This is a genomic window from Peribacillus sp. B-H-3 (genome assembly GCF_048572925.1).
Taxonomy (GTDB): Bacteria; Bacillota; Bacilli; order Bacillales; family DSM-1321; genus Peribacillus.
Genome location: NZ_CP183879.1, coordinates 4,317,137 through 4,339,296 on the forward strand (window position 1 = coordinate 4,317,137; position 22,160 = coordinate 4,339,296).

At 38.3% G+C, this 22,160-nt stretch carries 19 protein-coding genes and 1 pseudogene; 5 read left to right on the top strand and 15 right to left on the bottom strand.

Annotation, left to right across the window (positions count from 1 at the left end):
- Positions 1 to 183 precede the first annotated feature (183 nt).
- The 5 genes from ACN6MY_RS21475 to ACN6MY_RS21495 form a co-directional block, all read right to left on the bottom strand.
- Positions 184 to 1,701, bottom strand: a complete 1,518-nt coding sequence (locus tag ACN6MY_RS21475; RefSeq protein ID WP_419881986.1) for a hypothetical protein — start codon at positions 1,699 to 1,701, stop codon at positions 184 to 186.
- Positions 1,702 to 2,122: 421 nt separating this feature from the next.
- Positions 2,123 to 2,719 (bottom strand): DedA family protein, encoded by a 597-nt coding sequence (locus tag ACN6MY_RS21480; RefSeq protein ID WP_419881987.1) that lies wholly within the window; start codon positions 2,717 to 2,719, stop codon positions 2,123 to 2,125.
- Between the two features lie 92 nt (positions 2,720 to 2,811).
- A complete protein-coding gene (locus tag ACN6MY_RS21485; RefSeq protein ID WP_419881988.1) occupies positions 2,812 to 3,495 on the bottom strand; it encodes a polysaccharide deacetylase family protein in 684 nt (227 codons plus the stop codon).
- Positions 3,492 to 4,211 (bottom strand): TVP38/TMEM64 family protein, encoded by a 720-nt coding sequence (locus tag ACN6MY_RS21490; protein ID WP_419881989.1) that lies wholly within the window; start codon positions 4,209 to 4,211, stop codon positions 3,492 to 3,494. The genes ACN6MY_RS21485 and ACN6MY_RS21490 overlap by 4 nt, the downstream gene beginning before the upstream one ends.
- A 15-nt stretch (positions 4,212 to 4,226) precedes the next feature.
- Complete coding sequence (locus ACN6MY_RS21495) at positions 4,227 to 5,399, bottom strand: MGDG synthase family glycosyltransferase (protein ID WP_419881990.1); 1,173 nt, start codon at positions 5,397 to 5,399, stop codon at positions 4,227 to 4,229.
- A 782-nt stretch (positions 5,400 to 6,181) separates the two neighbouring features.
- On the opposite strand from ACN6MY_RS21495, the gene ACN6MY_RS21500 reads away from it, so the two are divergent.
- Both ACN6MY_RS21500 and ACN6MY_RS21505 read left to right on the top strand, forming a co-directional pair.
- On the top strand, positions 6,182 to 6,898 hold the full coding sequence (locus ACN6MY_RS21500) for a response regulator transcription factor (RefSeq protein WP_419881991.1): 717 nt from the start codon (positions 6,182 to 6,184) through the stop codon (positions 6,896 to 6,898).
- Positions 6,899 to 6,932: 34 nt separating this feature from the next.
- Positions 6,933 to 8,513: an ATP-binding protein gene (locus ACN6MY_RS21505; RefSeq protein ID WP_419881992.1), complete on the top strand. Its 1,581-nt coding sequence runs from the start codon at positions 6,933 to 6,935 to the stop codon at positions 8,511 to 8,513.
- Positions 8,514 to 8,750: 237 nt separating this feature from the next.
- Here the strand turns inward: ACN6MY_RS21505 and ACN6MY_RS21510 are convergent.
- The 5 genes and pseudogenes from ACN6MY_RS21510 to ACN6MY_RS21530 all read right to left on the bottom strand — a co-directional run.
- Positions 8,751 to 9,121, bottom strand: a pseudogene (locus ACN6MY_RS21510) (transposase); the annotation flags it as partial.
- Between the two features lie 797 nt (positions 9,122 to 9,918).
- A complete protein-coding gene (locus ACN6MY_RS21515) occupies positions 9,919 to 10,719 on the bottom strand; it encodes a phosphotransferase (RefSeq protein ID WP_419881993.1) in 801 nt (266 codons plus the stop codon).
- Positions 10,720 to 10,824: 105 nt separating this feature from the next.
- The gene (locus ACN6MY_RS21520) at positions 10,825 to 10,962 is read right to left on the bottom strand and encodes a hypothetical protein (protein WP_419881994.1); all 138 of its coding nucleotides are present in this window, start codon (positions 10,960 to 10,962) and stop codon (positions 10,825 to 10,827) included.
- Positions 10,963 to 11,605: 643 nt separating this feature from the next.
- Positions 11,606 to 12,406, bottom strand: coding sequence for a DUF1444 domain-containing protein (locus ACN6MY_RS21525; RefSeq protein WP_419884245.1), 801 nt, complete (start codon positions 12,404 to 12,406; stop codon positions 11,606 to 11,608).
- A gap of 182 nt (positions 12,407 to 12,588) precedes the next feature.
- Positions 12,589 to 12,900, bottom strand: coding sequence for a thioredoxin family protein (locus ACN6MY_RS21530; RefSeq protein WP_419881995.1), 312 nt, complete (start codon positions 12,898 to 12,900; stop codon positions 12,589 to 12,591).
- A 353-nt stretch (positions 12,901 to 13,253) separates the two neighbouring features.
- On the opposite strand from ACN6MY_RS21530, the gene ACN6MY_RS21535 reads away from it, so the two are divergent.
- Positions 13,254 to 15,365 (top strand): methyl-accepting chemotaxis protein, encoded by a 2,112-nt coding sequence (locus ACN6MY_RS21535; RefSeq protein ID WP_419881996.1) that lies wholly within the window; start codon positions 13,254 to 13,256, stop codon positions 15,363 to 15,365.
- 41 nt (positions 15,366 to 15,406) lie between these two features.
- Here the strand turns inward: ACN6MY_RS21535 and ACN6MY_RS21540 are convergent, their stop codons facing one another.
- A complete protein-coding gene (locus ACN6MY_RS21540) occupies positions 15,407 to 15,913 on the bottom strand; it encodes a DUF84 family protein (protein ID WP_419884246.1) in 507 nt (168 codons plus the stop codon).
- 145 nt (positions 15,914 to 16,058) lie between these two features.
- Positions 16,059 to 17,132, bottom strand: a complete 1,074-nt coding sequence (locus ACN6MY_RS21545; protein ID WP_419881997.1) for a M42 family metallopeptidase — start codon at positions 17,130 to 17,132, stop codon at positions 16,059 to 16,061.
- Positions 17,133 to 17,307: 175 nt separating this feature from the next.
- On the opposite strand from ACN6MY_RS21545, the gene ACN6MY_RS21550 reads away from it, so the two are divergent.
- A complete protein-coding gene (locus tag ACN6MY_RS21550; RefSeq protein ID WP_419881998.1) occupies positions 17,308 to 17,622 on the top strand; it encodes a PepSY domain-containing protein in 315 nt (104 codons plus the stop codon).
- A 65-nt stretch (positions 17,623 to 17,687) separates the two neighbouring features.
- On the opposite strand, the gene ACN6MY_RS21555 is transcribed toward ACN6MY_RS21550, so the two are convergent.
- From ACN6MY_RS21555 to trmB, 3 genes are all read right to left on the bottom strand, one after another.
- On the bottom strand, positions 17,688 to 18,539 hold the full coding sequence (locus ACN6MY_RS21555; RefSeq protein WP_419881999.1) for a YtnP family quorum-quenching lactonase: 852 nt from the start codon (positions 18,537 to 18,539) through the stop codon (positions 17,688 to 17,690).
- A gap of 683 nt (positions 18,540 to 19,222) precedes the next feature.
- Complete coding sequence (locus tag ACN6MY_RS21560; RefSeq protein WP_419880509.1) at positions 19,223 to 20,461, bottom strand: IS110 family transposase; 1,239 nt, start codon at positions 20,459 to 20,461, stop codon at positions 19,223 to 19,225.
- 546 nt (positions 20,462 to 21,007) lie between these two features.
- On the bottom strand, positions 21,008 to 21,649 hold the full coding sequence (trmB, locus tag ACN6MY_RS21565) for a tRNA (guanosine(46)-N7)-methyltransferase TrmB (RefSeq protein ID WP_419882000.1): 642 nt from the start codon (positions 21,647 to 21,649) through the stop codon (positions 21,008 to 21,010).
- A 224-nt stretch (positions 21,650 to 21,873) separates the two neighbouring features.
- On the opposite strand from trmB, the gene ACN6MY_RS21570 reads away from it, so the two are divergent.
- Entirely contained in the window at positions 21,874 to 22,152 is a 279-nt protein-coding gene (locus ACN6MY_RS21570) for a YtzH-like family protein (RefSeq protein ID WP_419882001.1), read from the top strand.
- The last annotated feature ends 8 nt before the right edge of the window (positions 22,153 to 22,160 follow it).

Here is a 22,160-nt window from a genome sequence, read left to right on the forward strand (position 1 = left end):
TGTTTTTTTATATAATGGGTGAGCTAGTTGTTTAAAGAGAGCTTTTTGCTATTCTCATGGTTATTGGCAAACTCTATAAATTAGTTTGAAAAATCCCTTTTCCAAGCGTATGGATGGTTTAACGGGGCAGTTTAATAAGAGTTCTATTTAAAAAGGAACCGCGATTGGCGATTCCTAAGATTATTATTTATTTGCTGCGTTTATGGTACTAATTGAGTTGTTAAGTGCTTTTTTACACTTGGTTACATCATGATTTGATGAACGGACTGCTGCTAATACAACATCAATTGTGCCATCAATTTTGGTCCATGCAGCGCCATCGATTTTTCGAAGCTTAGGTTCTTGTGTATCCCACTGATTTTCCAAATGATCAGCGCCTTTTTTTGCTGAAGAAAAGTCGTTTTTGTTTACAGCGTTTAGTAGATCATTTTCGATTTTCGCAAAATTGTTTAACTGTCCAGATAAAGTAGTTTGTGAAGCACCGGATTTTGATGTGGCTTTATTTGCAGCCTTCAAGGCACTAAGTGAATGAGTAAGTGCTGTTTTGCTTTGATTAACATCAGGTTTTGAAGAACGAACCGCTGCTAGCACAGAGTCAATTGTGCCGTCAATTTTTGTCCATGCAGTGCTATCAATTTTTCGAAGCTTAGGTTCTTGTGTATCCCACTGATTTTCCAAATGATCAGCGCCTTTTTTTGCTGAAGAAAAATCGTTTTTATTTACAGCATTTAGCATATCATTTTCAATTTTAACAAAATCGTTTAATTGACCTGCTAATGTAGTTTGCTCTTTTGCACCCTGTGATGCAATATTATTACTGCGCCAGTTATAACCACCTATACCAACAACTAAGAAAATCACGAGTACAACAATCGTTTGTGTTTGCACATGTTTCTTATTACCATTTTTTTGGTCTGTTTCCGCGATATCACTTTTAGCATTTGTATCAATTTTTGAAACCGCAAGGAAAACGATGATCGCTAAAATAGCGATAAGAAAAATCACACTCGTAACGGTTGTCCCGAGCCCTAATCCGCCATTTACTTTTGATTGAGAAAGGTAATCTCCAATTGACGCTCCAAGCGGACGAGTTAAAATATACGCAATCCAGAAAGCTAATACTCCGTCAAGTTTCAAAAGTTTATAAGCTAAGAACACAAGAGCAATAATAATAACAACGCCTATTCCTGTGTAAAGATAACCAAAACCAAGTTGTTCGGAATATAAATCTCCGACCGCTGTTCCAAGTGCAAAGGTGAAAAGGATCGTAAGCCAGTAGAAAACCTCTCTTTTTCTAGTGAAAATCGAGTGGATCGATAATGTTTTTTCACTAAGATACCATAATAGAAAAGTCAGTCCTAGCAGCACAGAGAAAACGGCTGTGCTAACCTCAAGTGGTACGCCCATATTATCTGTCAAGTTATCCGTTACCAATGTTCCAAACACGCTTATTAAAACAACTGTTATCCAGTAAATCGCTGGAACATATTTGCTTACCTTAAATTGAAAAAACAATGCAATGAAAAATGCAGCTCCCATAATAATTGTAGTAAGAGTTAAACCAAGTCCAATGTTGAAATTGATGAAATCAGCAAATGTTTCACCAACAGTTGTACACAATATTTTGATGATCCAAAAGAAAATCGTCACTTGTGGCACTTTGTTAAGTAAGATTTCCATTTTATTTTGATTTTCTTGCATAATTAAATTCCTTTCTTTAAAGTGGTTTCCCACAACTTAATTTTGGCACTGCTGGTATCCAATGTAATGTTGAAATGATTTATAGTAACCCCCTAATAAACCCGATTACATATTTTCAGGGTAACTGAAATCACACTATCTTTTTTGGACTAATTCAGTACTAACTAATTTTCTATTTTTGTTGTTCGTTTGTTTTGTTTATCCCTAGACATCAAGGCAGTCCATAATAAAAAAATGGACGATTTTTCTTGAAATGGGATTTAATATAGGAATAATGCGGTGCATGTATATGCTAACCACTGCTGCCGCAATAAAGTATATTCAATAGGTAAAGGACCCCCTACATATACACGTGATATACCTGTTAAAACTGCAAATAAGACCATGAAAATTCCCCATTTTTGGATATAAATTAACGATTTCATCTTTTTACTTTTTTATTTCTCCAAATATAGATTAAATAAATTAGAGTTAATAAAATGGCGATAATAATCATTGGTGTAACAAAGGGTTTTGCAGTACTATTAATCCTCTCCCAATTCGAACCTAAGTTCATTCCAAGATAAAGAAATAAAATCGACCAAGGAACAATTGCAAGTAGTGTATAAATGCTGAATTTCAGGAAAGACATTTTAGCTATACCTGCTGGAATGGAGATTGCATGCCTGACTACAGGAATAAATCTTGCGGTGAAAATAACTCCTGGACCATACTTACTAAACCACTTCTGTGCCACTTCTATATGAGAAGGTTGAATGAGAAGGTATTTTCCGTATTTGTTAAGTATTGTTCGTCCACCATATCTTCCAATCCAATATAGAAACCATTGAGCAATAATACCACCAATGGTACCTGCTACAATTGCACCGAAAAATGATATCTTCCCTGTTGAAATCAAATATCCGCCATAGGCTAATACTGCCTCACTTGGTATGATTTCAACCATTAAACCTAACGCAATTCCTAAATATCCTAGGTTAGATAGAATATCAAAAATCAATTGAATGAAATGGGACATAATTGTTAAACCTGCCTTTTCTCTATTAAATCAGCACATATCCTATACCAGCAAAAAGGCCGGATATAAATTATTTTAATTCGGAGTTCTACCTACAATTCATCTATTCTTACACATGACACGCTTCGGTTGGATAGCTCTTTTAAAACGTTTTTTAATGCAATAATCGTATTCAGTGGTGCGTCTTCATCAGCACCCAAGGTTTTACCACAATCATGCAGAAGGACAACATCCCCCTTTTTAATATCCCTTAACAATCTTTTTTCTACTTTTTGACTTCCGCCATTAGTCTTCCAATCCTTCGCCATCACCGACCAATGGATGATCTTGTACTGTTTCCTTAACGTAAAGTCCAATAAATTTAATAATCCCCATGGAGGGCGGTAATAGACAGGACATTCACCAATGGTTTTTTCGATAATAGAGGCACTTTTTCTTAATTGGCTACGAATCGTCCAAGGGCTCATTATCCAGTTGGATTTATGCTTGTAATTGTGTATTCCTATTAAGTGACCCTCGGCATGCATTCTTGCGATAATTTCCGGGTATTTCTCCGCTTTAGAACCAACTACGAAAAATGTTGCTTTAACATCATGTTTTTTTAACAAATCTAATAGCTGTGGAGTATAAATCGCATTTGGACCATCATCAAAAGTAAACGCCACTTTTTCAGAATCTCTTTTTCTCTTTAATACACCAATACCAGCACCAGCAGTAAGCATGAAAGGAATTACCCAATAACATGCTAGGAAGACCAACAGAAGTATCTTAATCATCTCCTGACTCCCCCCCTTTTAATAATTGTGGTTTGTTCATGTGGGACTTCATCCATTTTTCTTTTTAATACCATAGTTAAAATGGAAAGGAATATAAATAGGCCAATACCAATTAGAAAAGGAATCCATTTTCCATGACGCACCCCTGCAAATAGGGTGCTAACCGATATGGTATAAGGCAAAATCCCTAATGCTGTTGTCCAAATAAATGCCTTTTTATCTGCTCTCAATATACCTGCACTATAATTGATAAAATGATAAGGAACCAATGGGATAAAACGGATAATCAACAGTCCAAAATCACCCCGTTTTTGTAACCACTGATCAGTTTTTGCCAAATATGAATTTGCCATGGGCTCAAGCAATGGACGAGCAATCCAGGAGGATAGGTGGTACGCAAGAATGGCTCCTAATATTCCGCCAAGCCACGAGAAGAACCCACCTGCCAAGGGACCATATATTTCAATAAGAAAAAGGGAGACAAATTCGCCCGGAACAGGTATCACATTTACGATTGTTTGTATAATAATACCTAGAATAATTCCAAAAACACCTAAATGATGGATTGATTGAAGCCAAACTTTTGCTGTACCAGTATGAAGAGAGTATAAATATAATCCTGTAAAAACTAAGAAGAAAACCAAACCTCCAGTAGATAAAGACCTTATAGCTAGTGGCTTTTTTTGTATGGAGTAAGTGTATTTTCCATATTTCACCTTCTCTTCGATTTATTAACCGAACGTATACTTTAAATCAACCCAGTTGTTTTTTGCCTCTTTTGTATTCATAATTACTTCAACTGATGCAAACGCCGATTCTTTAGGATGAAACTGTTTTGAATTCTCTCTCATCTGGTGAAGCAGCTTTCCATCTCTCATTAAATTCGGTAATAATTCCATTAAATCTCGACGGGTTTCGGCTTGAACTGCCACTCCTGAACGCACTAAAAATTTCGCATTATCTTGTTCTTGTCCAGGAATCGGCTTATAAAGAAGCATCGGCAATTCCATGGCAATCGCTTCAAAGGTTGTCACTCCTCCTGCCTTTGTAATCATGAGGTCGGAAATGGCCATTAATTCATGAACATAAGTAATATAACCAGTAAGATGGATGCGATGTTTTGAATCCTTAAGGCTATCCTTCAATTCCATACGAAGCTTTTCATTATTTCCGCAGACTATAATCAATTGTATTGGATCCTTTAATGAATCAATTCCCTGAATTGTGGCATTCCCCTCCCCTATCATGCCACAACCGCCTCCCATCATTAATAAGGTGGGTATATGTGGATCTAATCCATATTTTCTAAAAATCCCTTCCCTATTAAGAGAGTGAGAAAATTGCTGCCGAATCGGAATACCAGTTTCGGCAATTCGAGTTTCATCAACGCCTAAACTATTTAATGAATCCCGAACGTTACTCGAACCTACCAGATATTGATCTGTAAAAGGATATATCCAGCAGCTATGGTCGGTATGATCGGTTATGGTTGTTACAGTAGGAATATCGATTAAGCCATATGTCTTTAATTTTGACATTACGGCAGCCGCCAGCGGGAACGTACTCACTACAACCGTCGGCTGTACTTGTTCAATTAATTTAAGCGTCCGGCCGACTCCTGTGGACAAAATAGCTTTCATTGCATTGGATAATTTGCTCGCTCTGCGTGTTTTTTGATATATATATCCATACAGCTGCGGGAATTTTTTCACTCCCTGGAGGTAAATGAAACGGCTAAACTGATTGGAATAGGGATGAATACATTTCATAAAATCAAAAATAACAGGTTCAAGTGATGGATATCTAATTTGAATCGCATCATGCAGGGCTTGGGCTACTTGAATATGCCCATCTCCATAATTCCCGGTTAGAATTAGAACTTTTTCCTTATTCACTACATTCATTTCTATCTCCACTTCCTTATTTATCTATTGGTTCAAATCCTCACATTAGGATGGCAGCTAAAACATCCATAATCACATGTTGTTTTATAAACAACGTGGCAAGAATAATAGAAGTTGAGCAACTTCGGATGATTCATTTAATCCACACTTTCCCCTGCGAACCATTTCTAATTGCTCTTACCAATAAACAGCTGCTCATAATATGTTACTTAGAAAACAGTTAGAGGGTTGATCAATCTTTTATACATACTGCTATATTCTAAAAAGCAAATCATCACCCGTTATCTCAGGGCGGATTGGACCAACTGTTTGATAAAAATAATAAATAACAAAGCAAACCAGTAATCCCAAGTCAAAACAAGGACCGTTTTGAACGCGAATGTAGTATCTTTGAAACAAAATTCAATTAAGGTTATGGTTAAATAAACAATCCATGCAACGTATTGTACAACCAGCTATTTCACAACAGGAATTGCTTTATCTAGATTACTCGTATACCCCCCCACGAGAGGGTGTATTTAAATAGGGATAAACTAACATCATCAATGGCATGCTCAGCAAAAAAATTAGCACACTCGTAATTTTCTAATTAATACGCATCTATAAATCCCTCCACATCCTTCTGTATTTATGGTACAAAAAAATTCTTAAGGAAAAATACCATTCCTTCTGAAGATTTTCTGAATTTAATAGGTAAATCTTAAGAGAAACTTCAGAATTTATAGTGTCATTTCTTAAGGGGAATAGAGTAAACTTTAGACATTAGAAAGGAGAGGTTCCCTATGTCACAGGAAACCATTCTAATAATTGATGATGAAAAAGAAATACGTGATTTAATTGGAATCTATCTTACGAATGAGGGTTATAACGTGCTGAAAGCAGCAGATGGAATAGATGGGTTAGAATATCTTGAGGAACATACGGTCCATTTGGTGGTTTTAGATATCATGATGCCTCGATTAGATGGAATCCGAGCTTGTATGAAAATCAGAGAAAGCAGAAATCTTCCTATAATTATGCTTTCGGCAAAATCACAGGATATGGATAAGATCATGGGCTTAACAACCGGAGCGGATGACTATGTAACCAAACCATTCCAACCTTTGGAATTGGTGGCCAGAGTTAAGTCACAGCTTCGTCGTTATCTCCGGTTAAATCAACTGGATGGAAACCCGCAGATAAATACAGCACAACAGATGGATATCGTTTCTATAGATGATCTTTTAATCAACGTTTCTACACACGAGGTCATTGTAGAAGGAAGAGAAATAAAGCTGACACCAAGGGAATTTGCAATTTTAGAGCTGTTGGCCCGTAACCCCGGTCACGTTTTCAGTACTGAAAAAATTTACGAACGGGTATGGAATGAACCGTTTTATGAATCAGAAAATACCGTTATGGTTCATATCCGAAACTTGCGTGAGAAACTGGAGAATAACCCTCGCCAGCCTCGTTATATTAAAACGGTTTGGGGGGTTGGATATAAAATTGAACCCTAACCAAAAATCTAAATCCGCAAATAGGAGCAGCTATTTGGCTAAACTTGTGTACCTAATAAAAACAAATATTCGGATTCAGGTAATATGTGCCTTTGGACTCTGTATTCTATGTTCCTTACTCGTTTTTTTCTTTTCCAGCCCCTTCTTTGTGAGTCAGGATCGTGGACTTGATTTTACGGAGGGCATTGTAAATATTGATGAACGTGCCCGTGATTTGGTTACACAGCTAAATCGCGTAGACCTAGATGTAAACGGGTTTGTAAAGGAATTAGGTAATAAAGATCCGGATTTCAAGAAAAAGTATCTTAATCGTTCTATCCCCTCCTCTAAAAACAAAGAGGAGTGGTTAGCAGTTTCATACAAGAACCATTTCGTATACAAACTAACAAAAAAAGAGTTAATTCAGTACTTAATTAACCAATCAAGTAATCAAAATAATCTTCTTGTCTATATTACAGATTTGGGTGGAAAGATTCTTTACAAGACTCCAGCAATGAGCGAGTCTCAAGTAAATATCAAACATATTAAGACTGATGCTGAAAAGTCCATAATCCAAAAAAACCACGAAAACCTTACCATTACACGTTTGTATCCCATAACCCTTGCTAATAGACAGAGCTATTTAGTTATACGTGGTGTTCCTAAGTCTACTCCTGTTTACATGAAGGAAACAGGAGTTACCCCTTATATTCTGGGACTTGTTACGTTTATACTGTGTTTTTATCTTATAACCAAACGCAAAATGACCGAAATTGAGGATATTGCTTTTGGTTTAGGGGAAATAGCAAAAGGAAATTTAAACTATAGGATTCGAGAGAAAAGTTATGATGAGGTGGGTTCTCTTGCAACTAATATCAATTACATGGCATCAGAATTAAATAATATGATAGAACGTCAAAGAAAAAATGAAAAATTAAAGGATGAGCTAATAACCAATGTATCGCATGATTTACGAACGCCGCTAACCTCAATTATGGGGTATTTGAGACTTGTAAAGGACCGTCAATACAAGAACCAGTCACAATTAGATGAATATGTGGATATCGCTTACGGAAAATCAGAACAATTAAAAAAGTTAATTGAGGATTTATTTGATTTTACACGTCTGACCAATGAAGGTATACAGCTTAAAAAAGAAAAAGTAAGTCTAAATCAAATGATTAGACAATTGATTGACGAACTCGATCCGATTGCTCATGATACCAATGTAGTGTTTAGCTGTGATCTTCCAAAAGAACCAATTATAATTGAAGTCGATCCGAATCAGTTGGTTCGAGCAATGGAAAACATATTAACCAATGCAATTAAATATAGTACTCCTCCTGGTAACGTACAAGTTAAAATGTTCAAAACAGTTCGATCTGTTCATATTTGTGTATCAAACCCATGTGAATCTCTTTCAATGGATAAGATCAATAGATTATTTGATCGGTTTTATCGAGTGGATACTTCACGATCGTCTCAAAAAGCAGGTGCGGGATTGGGATTAGCTATAACCAAATCTATAATTGAATTACATCATGGTACTGTTCATATCGAGTATGAAAATCAAAGGATTACACTGTCTATTATTCTGCCTTATGAAGAAAGTGAGGATGTAGCCTTTTTTTATTAAACCACTAAGCAAAAACTAGCTTCATGTATAAAGACACTTTAAACTGTGACGATATTTATAGGAACTTTATAAAATACACATTGATCGAAACAACCACACAGGATTTCTAAAGCAGGAAAAAATGTTAAAGGCTGTCTAAATGACAGCCTTTAATAATCCTTCAACATATACTAAGCCAACTAATAGGATGTCAATATCTTTCTCTGAAATTTTCATTTCCCTTCTGATATACTATTTTTACACATGCCAAATAACCCTCCAAGACCCTTTTGGAAGGAATTTTCTCTGATTCATACAGGCAACGATCGCCACTTTAGCTGGCTTTCCTTCTGATTTTTTCTGAAAGCTTTAAGCTTTTTGTTTCTTGAACTCCTTATGCCGCATAACACGGCAAGATACAGGGAATGACGTAGTCTGCTTGAACCTAATACGATTAAAGGTTATCCTAAACTTTCCCGATAGTGAACACTTGGATCTACTTCAGCGAAGGCAACCAGTTTTTTCGGATGATTAAACCGATCGATTTCACCAATTTCAGAGATAATCGTGGCTGCGATTTTTTCTCCTATACCGGGAATTGATTGGATAATCTTATATTCCTCCTTTTCATTCCTCTACCTGTTCTGTATGCTCCTTAAAAGTTGCAAGTGTGAAAAAATTGGAATATTGAAATTTTTTTATTATATAATGTAATTACTAACATTTTTTTGAAATTGTCAATCAAAAAGGAAAGTTAGATTATGGGTCCTAGTATGCCAGCTTGGTTTTGGATTATATTTTATGCTTTTTTGATCATTAGCTGGGGAACAAGTATCTATTTCTTATTTAGAGGAGAAGTACAAAGGCTATTAAGCTTACTAAATGTCCTAGTAGTACCTTTATTTTTAGTTCTGGTATTTGTTACGAGTCTTAACCGGGCTGATGTAACAGAGGCCCAATATTTTATGGAAAGTATTGAGTCTGGAAAACTATGGTCTATCTTTAGTTTGCTCTTGTTAATCTATATCGTTTACTACTGGATTCACTTATTATACAAAGGGCGAAGGAAAAAAGTTTCAAACAGAAATCATCAAAAATATTCCTGAAAAAGGTATAGTATTTGTTCTTCATATATGTGACTTCACCAATGATTAAAACTGGGCGTGTTACATCAAACTGATGAAAGAAAATAGGATAATGCAACAATCAATACAGCTATAGCAAACCAGATATAACGTTCTAAAAACATTCCTATCAAAGGTTACTAAATCCCCTTTTAAAGGACTGATTCCTGAAACGTGCCCTGCGCTTGAAAGATTGGGATCTTTCGTTCTCCTCACTTGATATTTCTATTCTTATTTCCATATTCCCTTTACATTGTACATTTGTGTTTTGCTGACGAATTCTCAACTGAGGTTCCCTTTCTTTAATAAATCCAGTCTTCTCCATGTTCACGAATGAATTGAAGTTCCTTTTGATAATGTTCAAGATGCCCTTCATCCACCATCTTTTGAAAAGCAGCATCACCTGCACTTGCTTTTTTTATCATGTATTTACATAAACCTTCTACTCGGAGCAATACCATTTCTAAAAACCCTTTTTCCATTCCCTCAACACCATAGGATTCAAAAAACAATTTAACCCTCTGCTTAATACGGTCCGCATCCTTTAATAGATCATAATAAACTGCCTCACCTGTTTCAGTATGATAAAGTCTACTTAAAGGAACGCAAGTGTAAAGAGTATAGGCTATATCCCAAAGTCTTGGGCCAGGAGCAGCTACATCAAAATCAATAATACCTACTGGCTTTTCGTGATTAAAAATAATGTTATATATAGCAAAATCATTGTGACAGACAGCTTCTATTTTATTAGGAGTATTATCCATTGGTTTCCACTCATTTAATAACGGAAAATCACTCACGGCATCATGATATAGGCGAAGCATTTTCGCTATTTCTTTTAATACATCATTAGACCACATATATTTTTTTAAAGGATAATTACCGGCTTCTCCTTCAATAAATGATAATATCTCTCTATCTTTTTCATCAATGCCGAAAAACTTCGGTGCATAATCAAAACCTTTACTTTCCAAATGCTGAAGTAACTTATGAATTTTAACACTATCAGGCTTTAATTCTCGTCGAACAGTATCTCCTAAACGATATACGCTTGAGACATTCCCTCCTGTTAGCTTTTCTTCGTTTTCATTCTGACTTTTCATTAAAATTCCCCCAATTTTAGGGATTCTATGATTGTCTCAATAATGATGTATTTCTCCCCACAGGTAATATATAAAAAGGTTTCTCTTTGGAAATGGATGGAAAATTTAATTATCCACATCATGTATCCCTTGAATGATTTTAGGAACAACAAATAAAATATCTTTAGAATAAAGGACTGCAGCACCTCTATCTAAGTAAATAATCATATCAAGGTATTCCACATATGTAGTATTGATTCCCATTTCTTTACATCTCTAACTTAAATATTACCAAATATTAAGTAATTTTCATACAGATTTAATTATTATTACAATGCCGATTGCTCTCACTGAAAAAGGTTGCCATTGGGTAACCTACTTAGTTTTAAATGGTTCCAGCCATTCTAACAACTTTCCCATTCATCTCAATTTTAACCTGCTTCAATCCTTTTTTTCGTATAAAACGAAATAGCTCGTTTATTAGTTGAGAAACACGAAGATGGTATTCGCAAACGTTATTGTTTTCAAAGAATTTAACTGTATAATCGTGTAACAGGGAACCGAAATCCTTCCCTCGGCTTTTCGGGAATAAGGTAATAAAGATTGACATAATCCATTTCCTTCCCTTCATATTCCTTTACAGTTAGTTCAAGTTGACCGATTGGTATCTGGTTTTCTACAACTAAAACTAAACCTTTAGGATTATTTACTGACTGTTGATGTAACCAACATGGCAAATTAAAAAGGCTGCTGTCATGCATCAGATTCTCCGATGCATGACAGCAGCTAATAAAACTTCAATATACTAGAGTTTTCCTGTACTCCCGCGTTACGCTTCAATTTTTTATCACCAAGAGAGGAAATATCCCATATACCTCAAAATAACAAAAAGGAGGCTCACTTAAGATTATTCCTCGCGCTTTTTGTTTCTCCCTAGTATGAATACCGGTTCAAGCCCCTCATCTTCATATAAAAAGGAGAGGGCAGTAATTGGAACATGTCCGCTTGCAAAGAAGCTCATGGCCATTTGGGCAAGAACATCATAACCTGTATCATTTTCAATATCACCGATAATGATTACATCTTGATGGGGAATGGCAACTGTCATTGTCCCCTTCACTTTGCCCTTCATTTCCTTCAGCCACGTTTCATTTAATACCCTGCTTGCATCATACCCATCATTGGTGTTCAAAAAGTAAAAGGTATTGCCTGCCACAGTATCTGATTTTAGGCGAATCGGGAGGGAACGGACATTAAACCTTGCAATCTGGCGAATTTGTTCTTTTTCCCACTTTTCCCGGCTGATCATTTGTTCATCAATCAGCCTGTATGTATTCCCAAGGTCCAAGGCGTAATACACTCTTGTTTCAGCTGTATGCTCATCAAATAAAAAAGGATTTCCCTCTGATGCTTCATCCGGAAACGAAGTGGAGCGTATGACCGGAAAAATGCTTTTTTCTTTTCCTTTCAGAGAATGCATTTCTCCCATAACGTTCAAGGCTTCATTGACGTAATAAACTACTTCATCCGCAGCCTTCTCACCCTCATTCTCCCAATTCGCAATCACCCTTGGAAGATCAATAGTGATACCTTTTTCTGTCAAAGCATTTTCAATCCGAAGAGTATCCTTTTCGCTGTTGTAATCAAAAGTGCGTTCCGGACTATCAAGGCGTTCCTGCAAAAGTTCTGTCATTAATTTGCTGTTCATTTTCATACTTTAACCCCCATGCCAAAGAAAACTTCATGAACCATAAAAACAGGCTGGTCCTTAAATGTGCCAGCCGCCAATGATCCCGAACAGGCAAGTAAGCCCCACAGCCTTCCAGAGGGATCACTCCCTGCCTGCCAGTATGTCAGCTCACAGCAATTTTCGCTGCTGAAAGCTCTGCTTTAAAGCGATTCAATAAAGTCTTCGATTTGCTCCTGTGTTTTTCGGTCTTTGCTTACAAAGCGGCCCAGTTCCTTGCCGTTATCATAAGCTATGAAACTCGGGATGCCAAACACATCATTGGCTGCGCAAACATCAATAAATTTATCACGATCAACATGGACAAAGGTATACTCGGGATATTTAGCCTCTATTTCCGGAAGAATCGGGTCAATAAAACGGCAATCACCGCACCATTCTGCAGAAAAAAGGAAAATATGCTTTCCATCATTTTTTAAAACATCGTACTGTTCAATTGTTTCAAGATTTTTCATTTGTCTTTCCTCCAGCTATTAAGTAGTATGCAGCATTTAATATAGTTTACAGCAATTTGTATAAAATAATCATATCAAATAAACATGAATTCAACCAATCATACGCATATGAACAGAAGCTGCCTCTGCCTTATTTTCGCTTTATTGAACCGCCAGGCTGGTGAAGGGTTACATTATCTCCATGCCAGGAGGCAAGTTAAAGGGCCTGAAATATGTTAAAAATTAAAATATAGTTAATATTTCATAAATTCTATTAGTTTTCTGGAATTCTGTCCGATAAAAAGGGTATATAGTCCCGCCGATCCATTATCCGTGCATCAGGCTTATCAAAAAACGAAAACAGGGAGGACCCGATGAAAACGATTAGAGCCAAGATAATACTTATAATCTGTATGTCAGTTGCTGGCGCAGTATTATTATCCGCATTCAATATGATTGCCTCCAACACACAAAACGATGTACGCAGCCAGGAAAAAATCCTCAACAAAGCAGTTGGACAAAGCAAGGACGTAAAATATGAAATGGCTACCACCCGAAAATTCGAAAGGCAATATTTAAAGAATCCCCAAATTGCAAGCAGTAAAATAGTGTCACAAAGCATTAACAAAGTGCAATATGAAGCTGCTTCACTTAAGGAGGACTACAAAGCAAATCCTCATATCTCTAAGCAATTCAAAGTCATTGAGGATAGCGCCAAAGCCTACTCAAAAAGCTATGCAAAACTGATCTCTACATATGAAATGATCGGGTACAACGACAGTGAAGGCATTTCCGGACAGATCACCCAATTTGGAGATGGAATGGAAAAGGCCCTTTCAAAAACAAAAAATAAAAATCTGGAAGATCAATTCCTTTTTATACGCATGTATGAAAAACAATATCGTAAAACAAATGACCAAGAGGCCTTTAGTGAATACAACACCAGAATTTCAGACTTGCAAAACAGCCTGAAAAGCTCAAGTCTTTCTGCAGCAGTAAAGAAATCCCTTACACAAAGTCTGCAGAACTATACAAATGCTATGAGCTCTCTCGTTGCGGGATATTTAAAATCCAAAGAATCATCTGTTTCCTTTGATTCGACAGGACAGGAAATCGAAAATGCAGCTGCTGAATTAGAAACGATTGTCAGCCAGGAGCAGGCAACACTTGACCAGAAGATGCAGGACAAAACAAAAAGTTTCGCCTTTGCTTCACTTGTTATCAGTATCCTGGTTATTGTCACTCTCATTACAGTAGGAATTGTACTATTAAGAACGATTCAATCATCTATTGCTGCACTCAAGACAGGTGCTGAAAAAATCGGCAGCGGCAATCTTAACCACAGGGTCATTATGAAAAGAAAAGATGAAATGGTCGCACTGGCAGCTACATTTAATAGGATGGCTGAAATGGTAAGGAATTCCCTGACAGGTGTCAGGAGCTCTGCTGATAAGCTGAATGCCTCCTCACAGCACCTTGCCGCTATATCAGAAGAAACATCTGCACAATCCAATCAAGTAAACGTGTCGATTAAACAAGTGGCTGCAGGTGCAACACATCAATCTGCCGAGCTTGAAGAAAGCAATGCAATCATGAAAAGCGTTTCCAGCTCCATTCAGCAAACCGAGCAGGTCAGCCGCGAAATTGCTGCAGAAGCTGAAGAAACGGAAAAAGAAGGCCAGGAAGGACTCAGCACAGTTGAAAGCCTACAGGAAACATCCGAGCAATTTTTAGGGCTCGCCAATCATTTAACCGTTCAAATCCAGAGCGCTTCAGAAAAATCACGCAGCATATCAGGCATTGTCGGGACGATCCAGGAAATTGCAGAAAATACGGACCTGCTTGCCCTGAACGCAGCCATCGAATCAGCCCGAGCAGGTGATGCAGGCCGAGGTTTTGGTGTAGTGGCCAAGGAAGTAAGAAAGCTTGCTGAACGTTCAAAGAAAGAAGCGCAATCCATTCAGGATCTTATTCAGACGATGAATAAGCAAATGGACAAGCTGATGTCAGAGGCTCAAAAATTCAATGAATATAAAACAGTCCAAAGCAATTCTGTCGCTTATACAAAACAGGCATTCGAAAAAATCGTAGAACATGTAACCAGAATAAGTTCAAAGATCTCCAATGTGCAGCAATCCATCAATTTAGTTCAATCTTCCAACCATACGCTTGCTGAGAAGATGGCTGAAATTTATCTTATTTCCGAACAATCCGCTGGAGCCTCACAAGAGGTCAGCGCTTCAAGCGAAAGCCAGCTATTGGCGATCCATCAAGTCAATGAAGCCGCTACTGAGCTGAGCTTCATTGCTTCTGACCTTCAATCCGTTGTATCTCAATTCGATTTGGATGGTACAGGAGAAGCACTTGATAACAAAAAATCCAAAAAACCAAAGAAATTTAAAAATAAGAAGCCGCTTTTTAACAAACCTGCATTTTTCAAAAGAAAAGAAAAGGGAAAAGCTCCAGCAGGCAAAAAAATATCTTAAACAGAAAGAGCCCGGGACATTAAGTACCGGGCTCTTTCTGTTTATGTATACTTACATTCATATTGGCCGATGAGCATGCGGGCAATTTGCTCGAACATTTCGCTTCGTGACAGCCGTTCATTAGTGAAAACTCCAATAGCCCCCTCTTTCTTTCTAATATCAGGCCGTTTTGTATATTCATCCATCAAAGGGCCAAGCTCAGCTCCTTCCTTCAGTCTTTCCGCAATTTTTCCAGGAAGCAAAATCCGTGCGCCACCTGCTAAAAATACCTCCTGCCCCACAGCCATGGCACCCCAATTGCAGACAAACAACCCATATTTCGTCTGAACGACGCCTCCTTCAAGGCCAATTCCAATTCTTGCCCCAGAATGATCCCTGCTCGCCTTAGCCCTGTTTATTGCTCCCTCTATCGTTTCTTCATCTGAAAATGGCTGGGCTGCCACTCCTGATGCTGCATCAAGGGATACAATTTCTATATCGATATTCTCATAAGCTTTCTCGACTGCCTTCACCTTTGCAGGATTTTTGCTGCCGACTGCAACCTTCAACATTATTCATCACTCCAGAAACTTAAAAATCAAAGAAAAAGCGCTAAAGGACAGTAATAAAGGGGACCATCCTCTCAGATGGAATCCTGAACTGCTTCCATTTAACGCCCTAAATCACTGCCCGCTCATTTTAAAGACGTGCTTTTTATCCATTTTGCCTGATGGATTCCACTGTAGACCAGTCACATGCTCTTACAAGCTTGCCAAGCAGCTCTCTTGCTGCTGCATAATCATCAATATGGATCATTGAGGCATGTGTATGGATGTACCTTGAACAAATGCCAATCACGCTGCTTGGAACGCCCTCCTTAGAAAGGTGGACTTTTCCTGCATCCGTTCCGCCCGGAGAAACAAAGTACTGGTAAGGGATTCCATTTGATTCTGCAGTGTCGAGAATAAATTCCCTCATTCCTTTATGTGTAACCATAGATCTGTCTAGTATTCGAAGGAGCGGGCCTTTGCCAAGCTGGCCAAACTCAGTTTTGCTTCCTGACATATCATTTGCAGGACTTGCATCAAGCGCAAAGAAAATATCAGGGCTTATCATATAAGAAGCAGTCTGGGCCCCTCTCAGACCGACTTCTTCCTGTACGGTCGCACCGGAGAATAAAAGATTAGGGAGAGTTTCATCTTTCAGATCCTTTAGCAATTCAATCGCTAAGCCGCAGCCATACCGGTTATCCCAGGCTTTTGCCATGATCTTCTTTTCATTTGCCATAGGTGTAAACGGACAAATCGGTACAATTGCCTGCCCGGGCTTAATGCCAAGCCGTTTGACATCCTCCTGGTCATCTGCACCAATATCAATCATCATATTCTTGATTTCCATAGGCTTTGAGCGCTGATGTTCTTCAAGCAGATGCGGAGGAATCGATCCAATCACCCCGATTACGGGACCGTTGTCTGTGATGATTTCCACTCTCTGAGCAAGCAAGACCTGGCTCCACCATCCGCCGATTGGCTGAAAACGGATCATGCCGTTTTCCGTGAACGAAGTAACCATAAAGCCCACTTCATCCATATGGCCTGCTACCATTACTTTAGGGCCGCTGGCATCTCCTTTTTTCACGCCAAAAATACTGCCCAATTTATCCTGTATGATTTCATCACTGTATTTTTCCAGTTCAGAACGCATAAACTTCCTGACTTGATGCTCATTGCCGGCAATTCCCGGAAGCTCAGTCAAGGTTTTAAACATTGATAAGGTTTCATGATCCATTTCCTCTACCCCTTACTATCAACTTTATTATGTACGTATCTATTTTACAGAAAATTAATGCTACTTTCCATTTAAAATCTTCTGCTTTCCCTTCTATGATGTTTCAATAAGTAGGAATTCATAACATATTTCTGTATACTTAAGAGAGATTCATCTAAAATCGGAGGGGAACAATATGAATTGGAAATCTTTATTTGCAGGTGCAGCCGCAGGGTTTGCAGCAGGATTCGCTGTTAAACAGATATTGAATGAATCAGGACATCCTTCTCCTGAAAAGGTTTTGTCGAATGTGAAGAATTTTGTCAAAAAAGATGGAAAGATTTATGGAGCCTGGATTTTGATGAAGCCGGAAGCTTATGAAAAATTCAATCTTGACTATACGGTTTATAAAGGCGGCATTACAAGGCATAAAGACGGCAGCCAGGAACAGTTTGAATTTGTTGCTGATGCCGAAACCGGAACCGTGCTTGACCTTATCCCAAAAAGCTGAAAGTTATGGCTCTTATGCCCCGGCGGTAATAGCCAGGCATTAAGAGCCTCTTTTGCCAAGCCTTATTATTCCTTGCGGTCCCTCTTTACAGCGTCCTGAATTTCCTTCCCGCTTTTGTCCCACTTAACAGCACGGTAAATAGCATCATGGTAAAAACTGTACCAAACCTCATTCTCAAGTCCATGCCCCATCCACTTTTGCTTTTGGAAGACCGAATCCATTGGATAGTCATCAAAGGCAAGCACCCATAAGACGTTAGCATGGGCGTGGGTCGGCATTAAATCTGCCATATGAATCAGCTGCTCTCCCCCGCTTTCCATCAAAATGACACTGTGTCCGTCACTATGCCCGCCTGTATGAACCATTTTTATTCCTTCTGTAATGACTTTTTCATCCTGAAAAGGCATGACGGAATCGCTGATTGCCATCCAGTTTTCCTGCCAATATGTATTCCGTGAACGGATATTAGGATTTCTCATTTCATCCCATTCGACCTGCGAAGTGATAATTTTCGCCTTCTTAAAAACAGGAACCCATTCATCTCCCTCTCGCTTGGTAAGACCGCATGCATGATCAAAATGCAGATGAGTCATCAGCACATAATCAATATCATCTTCGCTTAAACCCAGACTTCCCAGACTTTCCGCCAAACGGGATTCCTCCGTGACCCCATAATTCCTGCGCTGTTTTTCAGAAATCTTTCCGCTGCCGATTCCCGAATCGATCAGCAAGTTAAGGCCATTCGCCTGCACCAAAATAGGATCAGTCCTTAATTCAATCTGATTATTTTCATTATGAGGATACTTTTTGGACCAGAGCGGTTTTGGGACTACGCCAAACATTGCCCCTCCGTCAAGATTCGTTACCCCGCCATCCAGCCATGTTAAAGTAATATCACCAATCTGAAGCGTTTCCATAACCATCCCCCTTTTACCCCAGTCTACCATTAATAATTAATAATTAAAAATATTAAAAAAGCGTAAGTGCCTGTATAGCGGAACAAAGACTAAGAACGCCGCGTCCTGCGGCAACGTCTTCGAGGCCCCCATCCCTGGGGCCCTCGACTTGCATAAGGAAACCCAATAAAAAGACTATGTTAAAGGTAAAGGCTGGTTTTTCGAAAAAGCCTCACCGATATGGGTATTTATGTTAAAATATGAATAATTTAGTTAAATGTTTGTTAATTCATTGGGGTGGGTATATGAGTGAACGATTCGAACTAAATTTTAAAAACAATGAAGTTAGAATGTGGTTTTATATTACAGTGCCAGCTTTTATTATAGGAATCTTATTTCTGTTTATTGGGGGTCTTACCTACAATTATGTTCGATGCGTATTGTTAGTAATTGCATTGATTACCTTTTATACATGGCGCTTTCTTTACAGGAGGAAACAGAAGAAAAAAAATTAACCCTTTTTAAGCACAAAGGTTGCGTTATTAAAATAGTTAGACGCTTTTTCACTAAACCAGCTAATAGTTTGTCAACATTTTTCAATAAAAAGTTTAATAACCTCATGATATACTAAAAATGTTCATGCCAAATAACCTTCCTTTATGCTCTTATTGGAAGGTTTTGACGTATTTAGTTAGAGATAGGTTTTAAAACATATCTTGGAAAGTGGATCTACTTTTTAATAATGCGTAAATCCAATGTAAGAGCTTATTTGCACAGGCAATGATTGCTACTCTGAAGGGTTTTCCTTCTTCTCGTTTCTTGTCGTAAAACTCTCGTAGTCTTCTATTCCGTGGAATGATTTCATCAGTCGTTTTCTTTTTACGGGCATCCCGAATACCACTTTGAACAGCCATATACAGGGCATGGCGAAGTCTACATGAGCCACGTTTGGTAATTCGATTTACGGATGCAGTAAACTTTCCAGAAGAGTACACACTAGGATCTATTCCAGCGAATGCAACTAACTTCTTGGCATCATTAAACCGATCTATCTCTCCGATTTCAGAAATAATCGTTCCAGCGATTTTTTCTCCAATACCAGGGATAGATTGTAGGATCTCATATTCTTCAATTCCCTTAGCGAGAGCATCTATTTCATCCGCAATCTTGGATAGATGCTCTTGGTATTGAAGAACAATCTTAACTAAGATCTCAAGGTTAAAGATATGACTTTGGTAGAGATTGTCTTGAAAAGGATTACGAAGGGCTGCTTCTCGCAACTTCTGTGCCTTTTCCTTTGCCCAAGACTCCGAACGACTTGTACATAATGAAGCTATTTTATCCGTTAACTCTTTATCACTCACACTTAATACTGCCTTTGAAGTAGGGAATGCTAGTAAAGTAAGCAACGATACCTTTGAATAGAGGCTTCCAAACACCCCTCGATACTCAGGAAATACCTGATCGATCAGAGAATGCAGCTGTAACTTTGTTTTCGCTGATATTTCTGCAATACTCTCTTGTTGTCTTGTTAGATTACGAAGGTTTAAGAGTTGAATTCCACGCTTCTTGTAAGGCTCTAACTCCTCTTTGTAATACAGTTCACAAAGGTGATAAGCATCAATTGCATCTGTTTTCACCTTTCGTAGGCTTGAGCTCTTAGCTCTGTGTGAGATAAGAGGATTAACAATAATAAAAACATATTTTTGTTCCTCTAAAAACTGAATAACGGGAGTATGGTAGTGCCCAGTTGATTCTAAAACAACCGAAGGTTGATAACCGCCAGCTGCTCTCTCCACCTCATGAAGGAATTCTAATAAACTCCCTAAACCTTCAAGATCGTGTTTAATACTAAAGCTCTTACGATATGGTTTACCCTTATCTAAAAATGCCTGTACCTGACTTTCTCCTTTTGATACGTCCAGACCAATGACTGGATTCATACTTTATCTCCTCCTAGAAATACAATATTAGTCGGTATCCCCTAAGGCTTCTTGTAATGTCATAGGTTCGCTTGTTAAACGGGATCGTTGTCCCAACCAGCCTGAAACATGCTTATACAAGTAGGGGGTGAACAGTTTAGCTGACGGGATTAAATCCCACGGGTGCGACGTTCTACCCCGACTACCGTTATATTAAGACCATATGAAAAAAGGTCAACCAGAAAAATCTGGCTAACCTTATATTACGAACGGGTGCATTAGTAAAAAACGGAATAAAATACCATGAGCTGGGAAAAATGAATAATCTTAAACATGCGCTTTTCTTAAAAATTGTTGTTTTTCAATGAATCTTGTGAGGCGATCCCATTCCTTGTTAAGCCAGGTTGATTGGAGCGTAAGTTGGGAGACTCCTGTTTAGATGAGCGGAAAGCGAGCATCCTGGAGCGGAAATCAGCCACCTTGTTCCATAGCAGCAAAATTTACGAAAAAAGCCTTTAAATAACATAGCCAATAAAAAAGCTCCCATACGGGAGCTTTTCTTCACGATCAATTGTTAAATGCTGCTTCAAGCCTGTAGATCCGGCTGCCTTTACTTGAGAACTTTTCTTCATATTCAGTCATGATATTTCCATCATAATAGCTGTTATGGAGATCCAGACTGATGAATGACAGAAGCATTCCATACTGTGAAATACTTAACAGCGAGGATTCGAATAATCCCTGATTATCTGTTTTAAAGTGTATCTCTCCTTTTTCCAGAAGAATATCTTCGTATACGGAAAGAAAGGATGAGTGGGTCAGGCGCCTTTTAGCATGCCGCGTTTTTGGCCAAGGATCCGAAAAGTTGAGATATACCCGCGAAACTTCGCCCTTCTCAAAACATTTCTGCAATTCGGCTGCATTTTCTACCATCAGCTTCAGGTTAGGCAGTTCCTCTTCAATCAGAAGATCCAGAGCTGTCACCAGCACATTCCGGTTTAACTCTATCCCGATAAAATTCACATCAGGATGCGCCTTTGCCATTCCCGTAATAAAGCGTCCTTTACCCGTTCCTACCTCTATATAAAGCGGATTATTATTTCCAAATACTTCGTGCCACTTTCCTTTATGGCTTTCTGCCTGCTGAATCATGTATTGAGGAAAATCGTTCATTCTGCTTTCAGCCCAGGGCTTATTTCTTACACGCATGATGACACCCCTATATATTTATTTCGTTCAAACCATACCATGCCAGCAGGACTTTTCGCAAGCATGTTTTTATAATCGGCAAGAAAAGAACAGCTGCTTGATAATAAAACCTGCATCATTAAAAAAGACCGCCCGGGAATGGACGGCACACAAAATAATTTCCAGTATAATCTTTTAGAGAGATAAGCACCCTACAGATAAACTCATAAAAGGGGGTATCATGCATGCCGCTTTCCCATGAACATCAAGTTTCTCTTTTAAAGGATATATTGAACAATCACCAAAGCGATTGCTGCGGTTCAGTTTCGGAGTGCGAACAGGTCGAACGTCTTGTTAAATCATTGATGGTCAATATGGATGTCCACCAAAATGTTAAAAATGTATTGGAAGAAATATACCGGTACAGCCAGGGCGGTATCAACTCCGGCGATTTAGATGAGCATATCACTTCCCATAAAGGACAATTGACTCAATGGGTCGATGATATAGGGGAATATTCGTGACAGCAGGC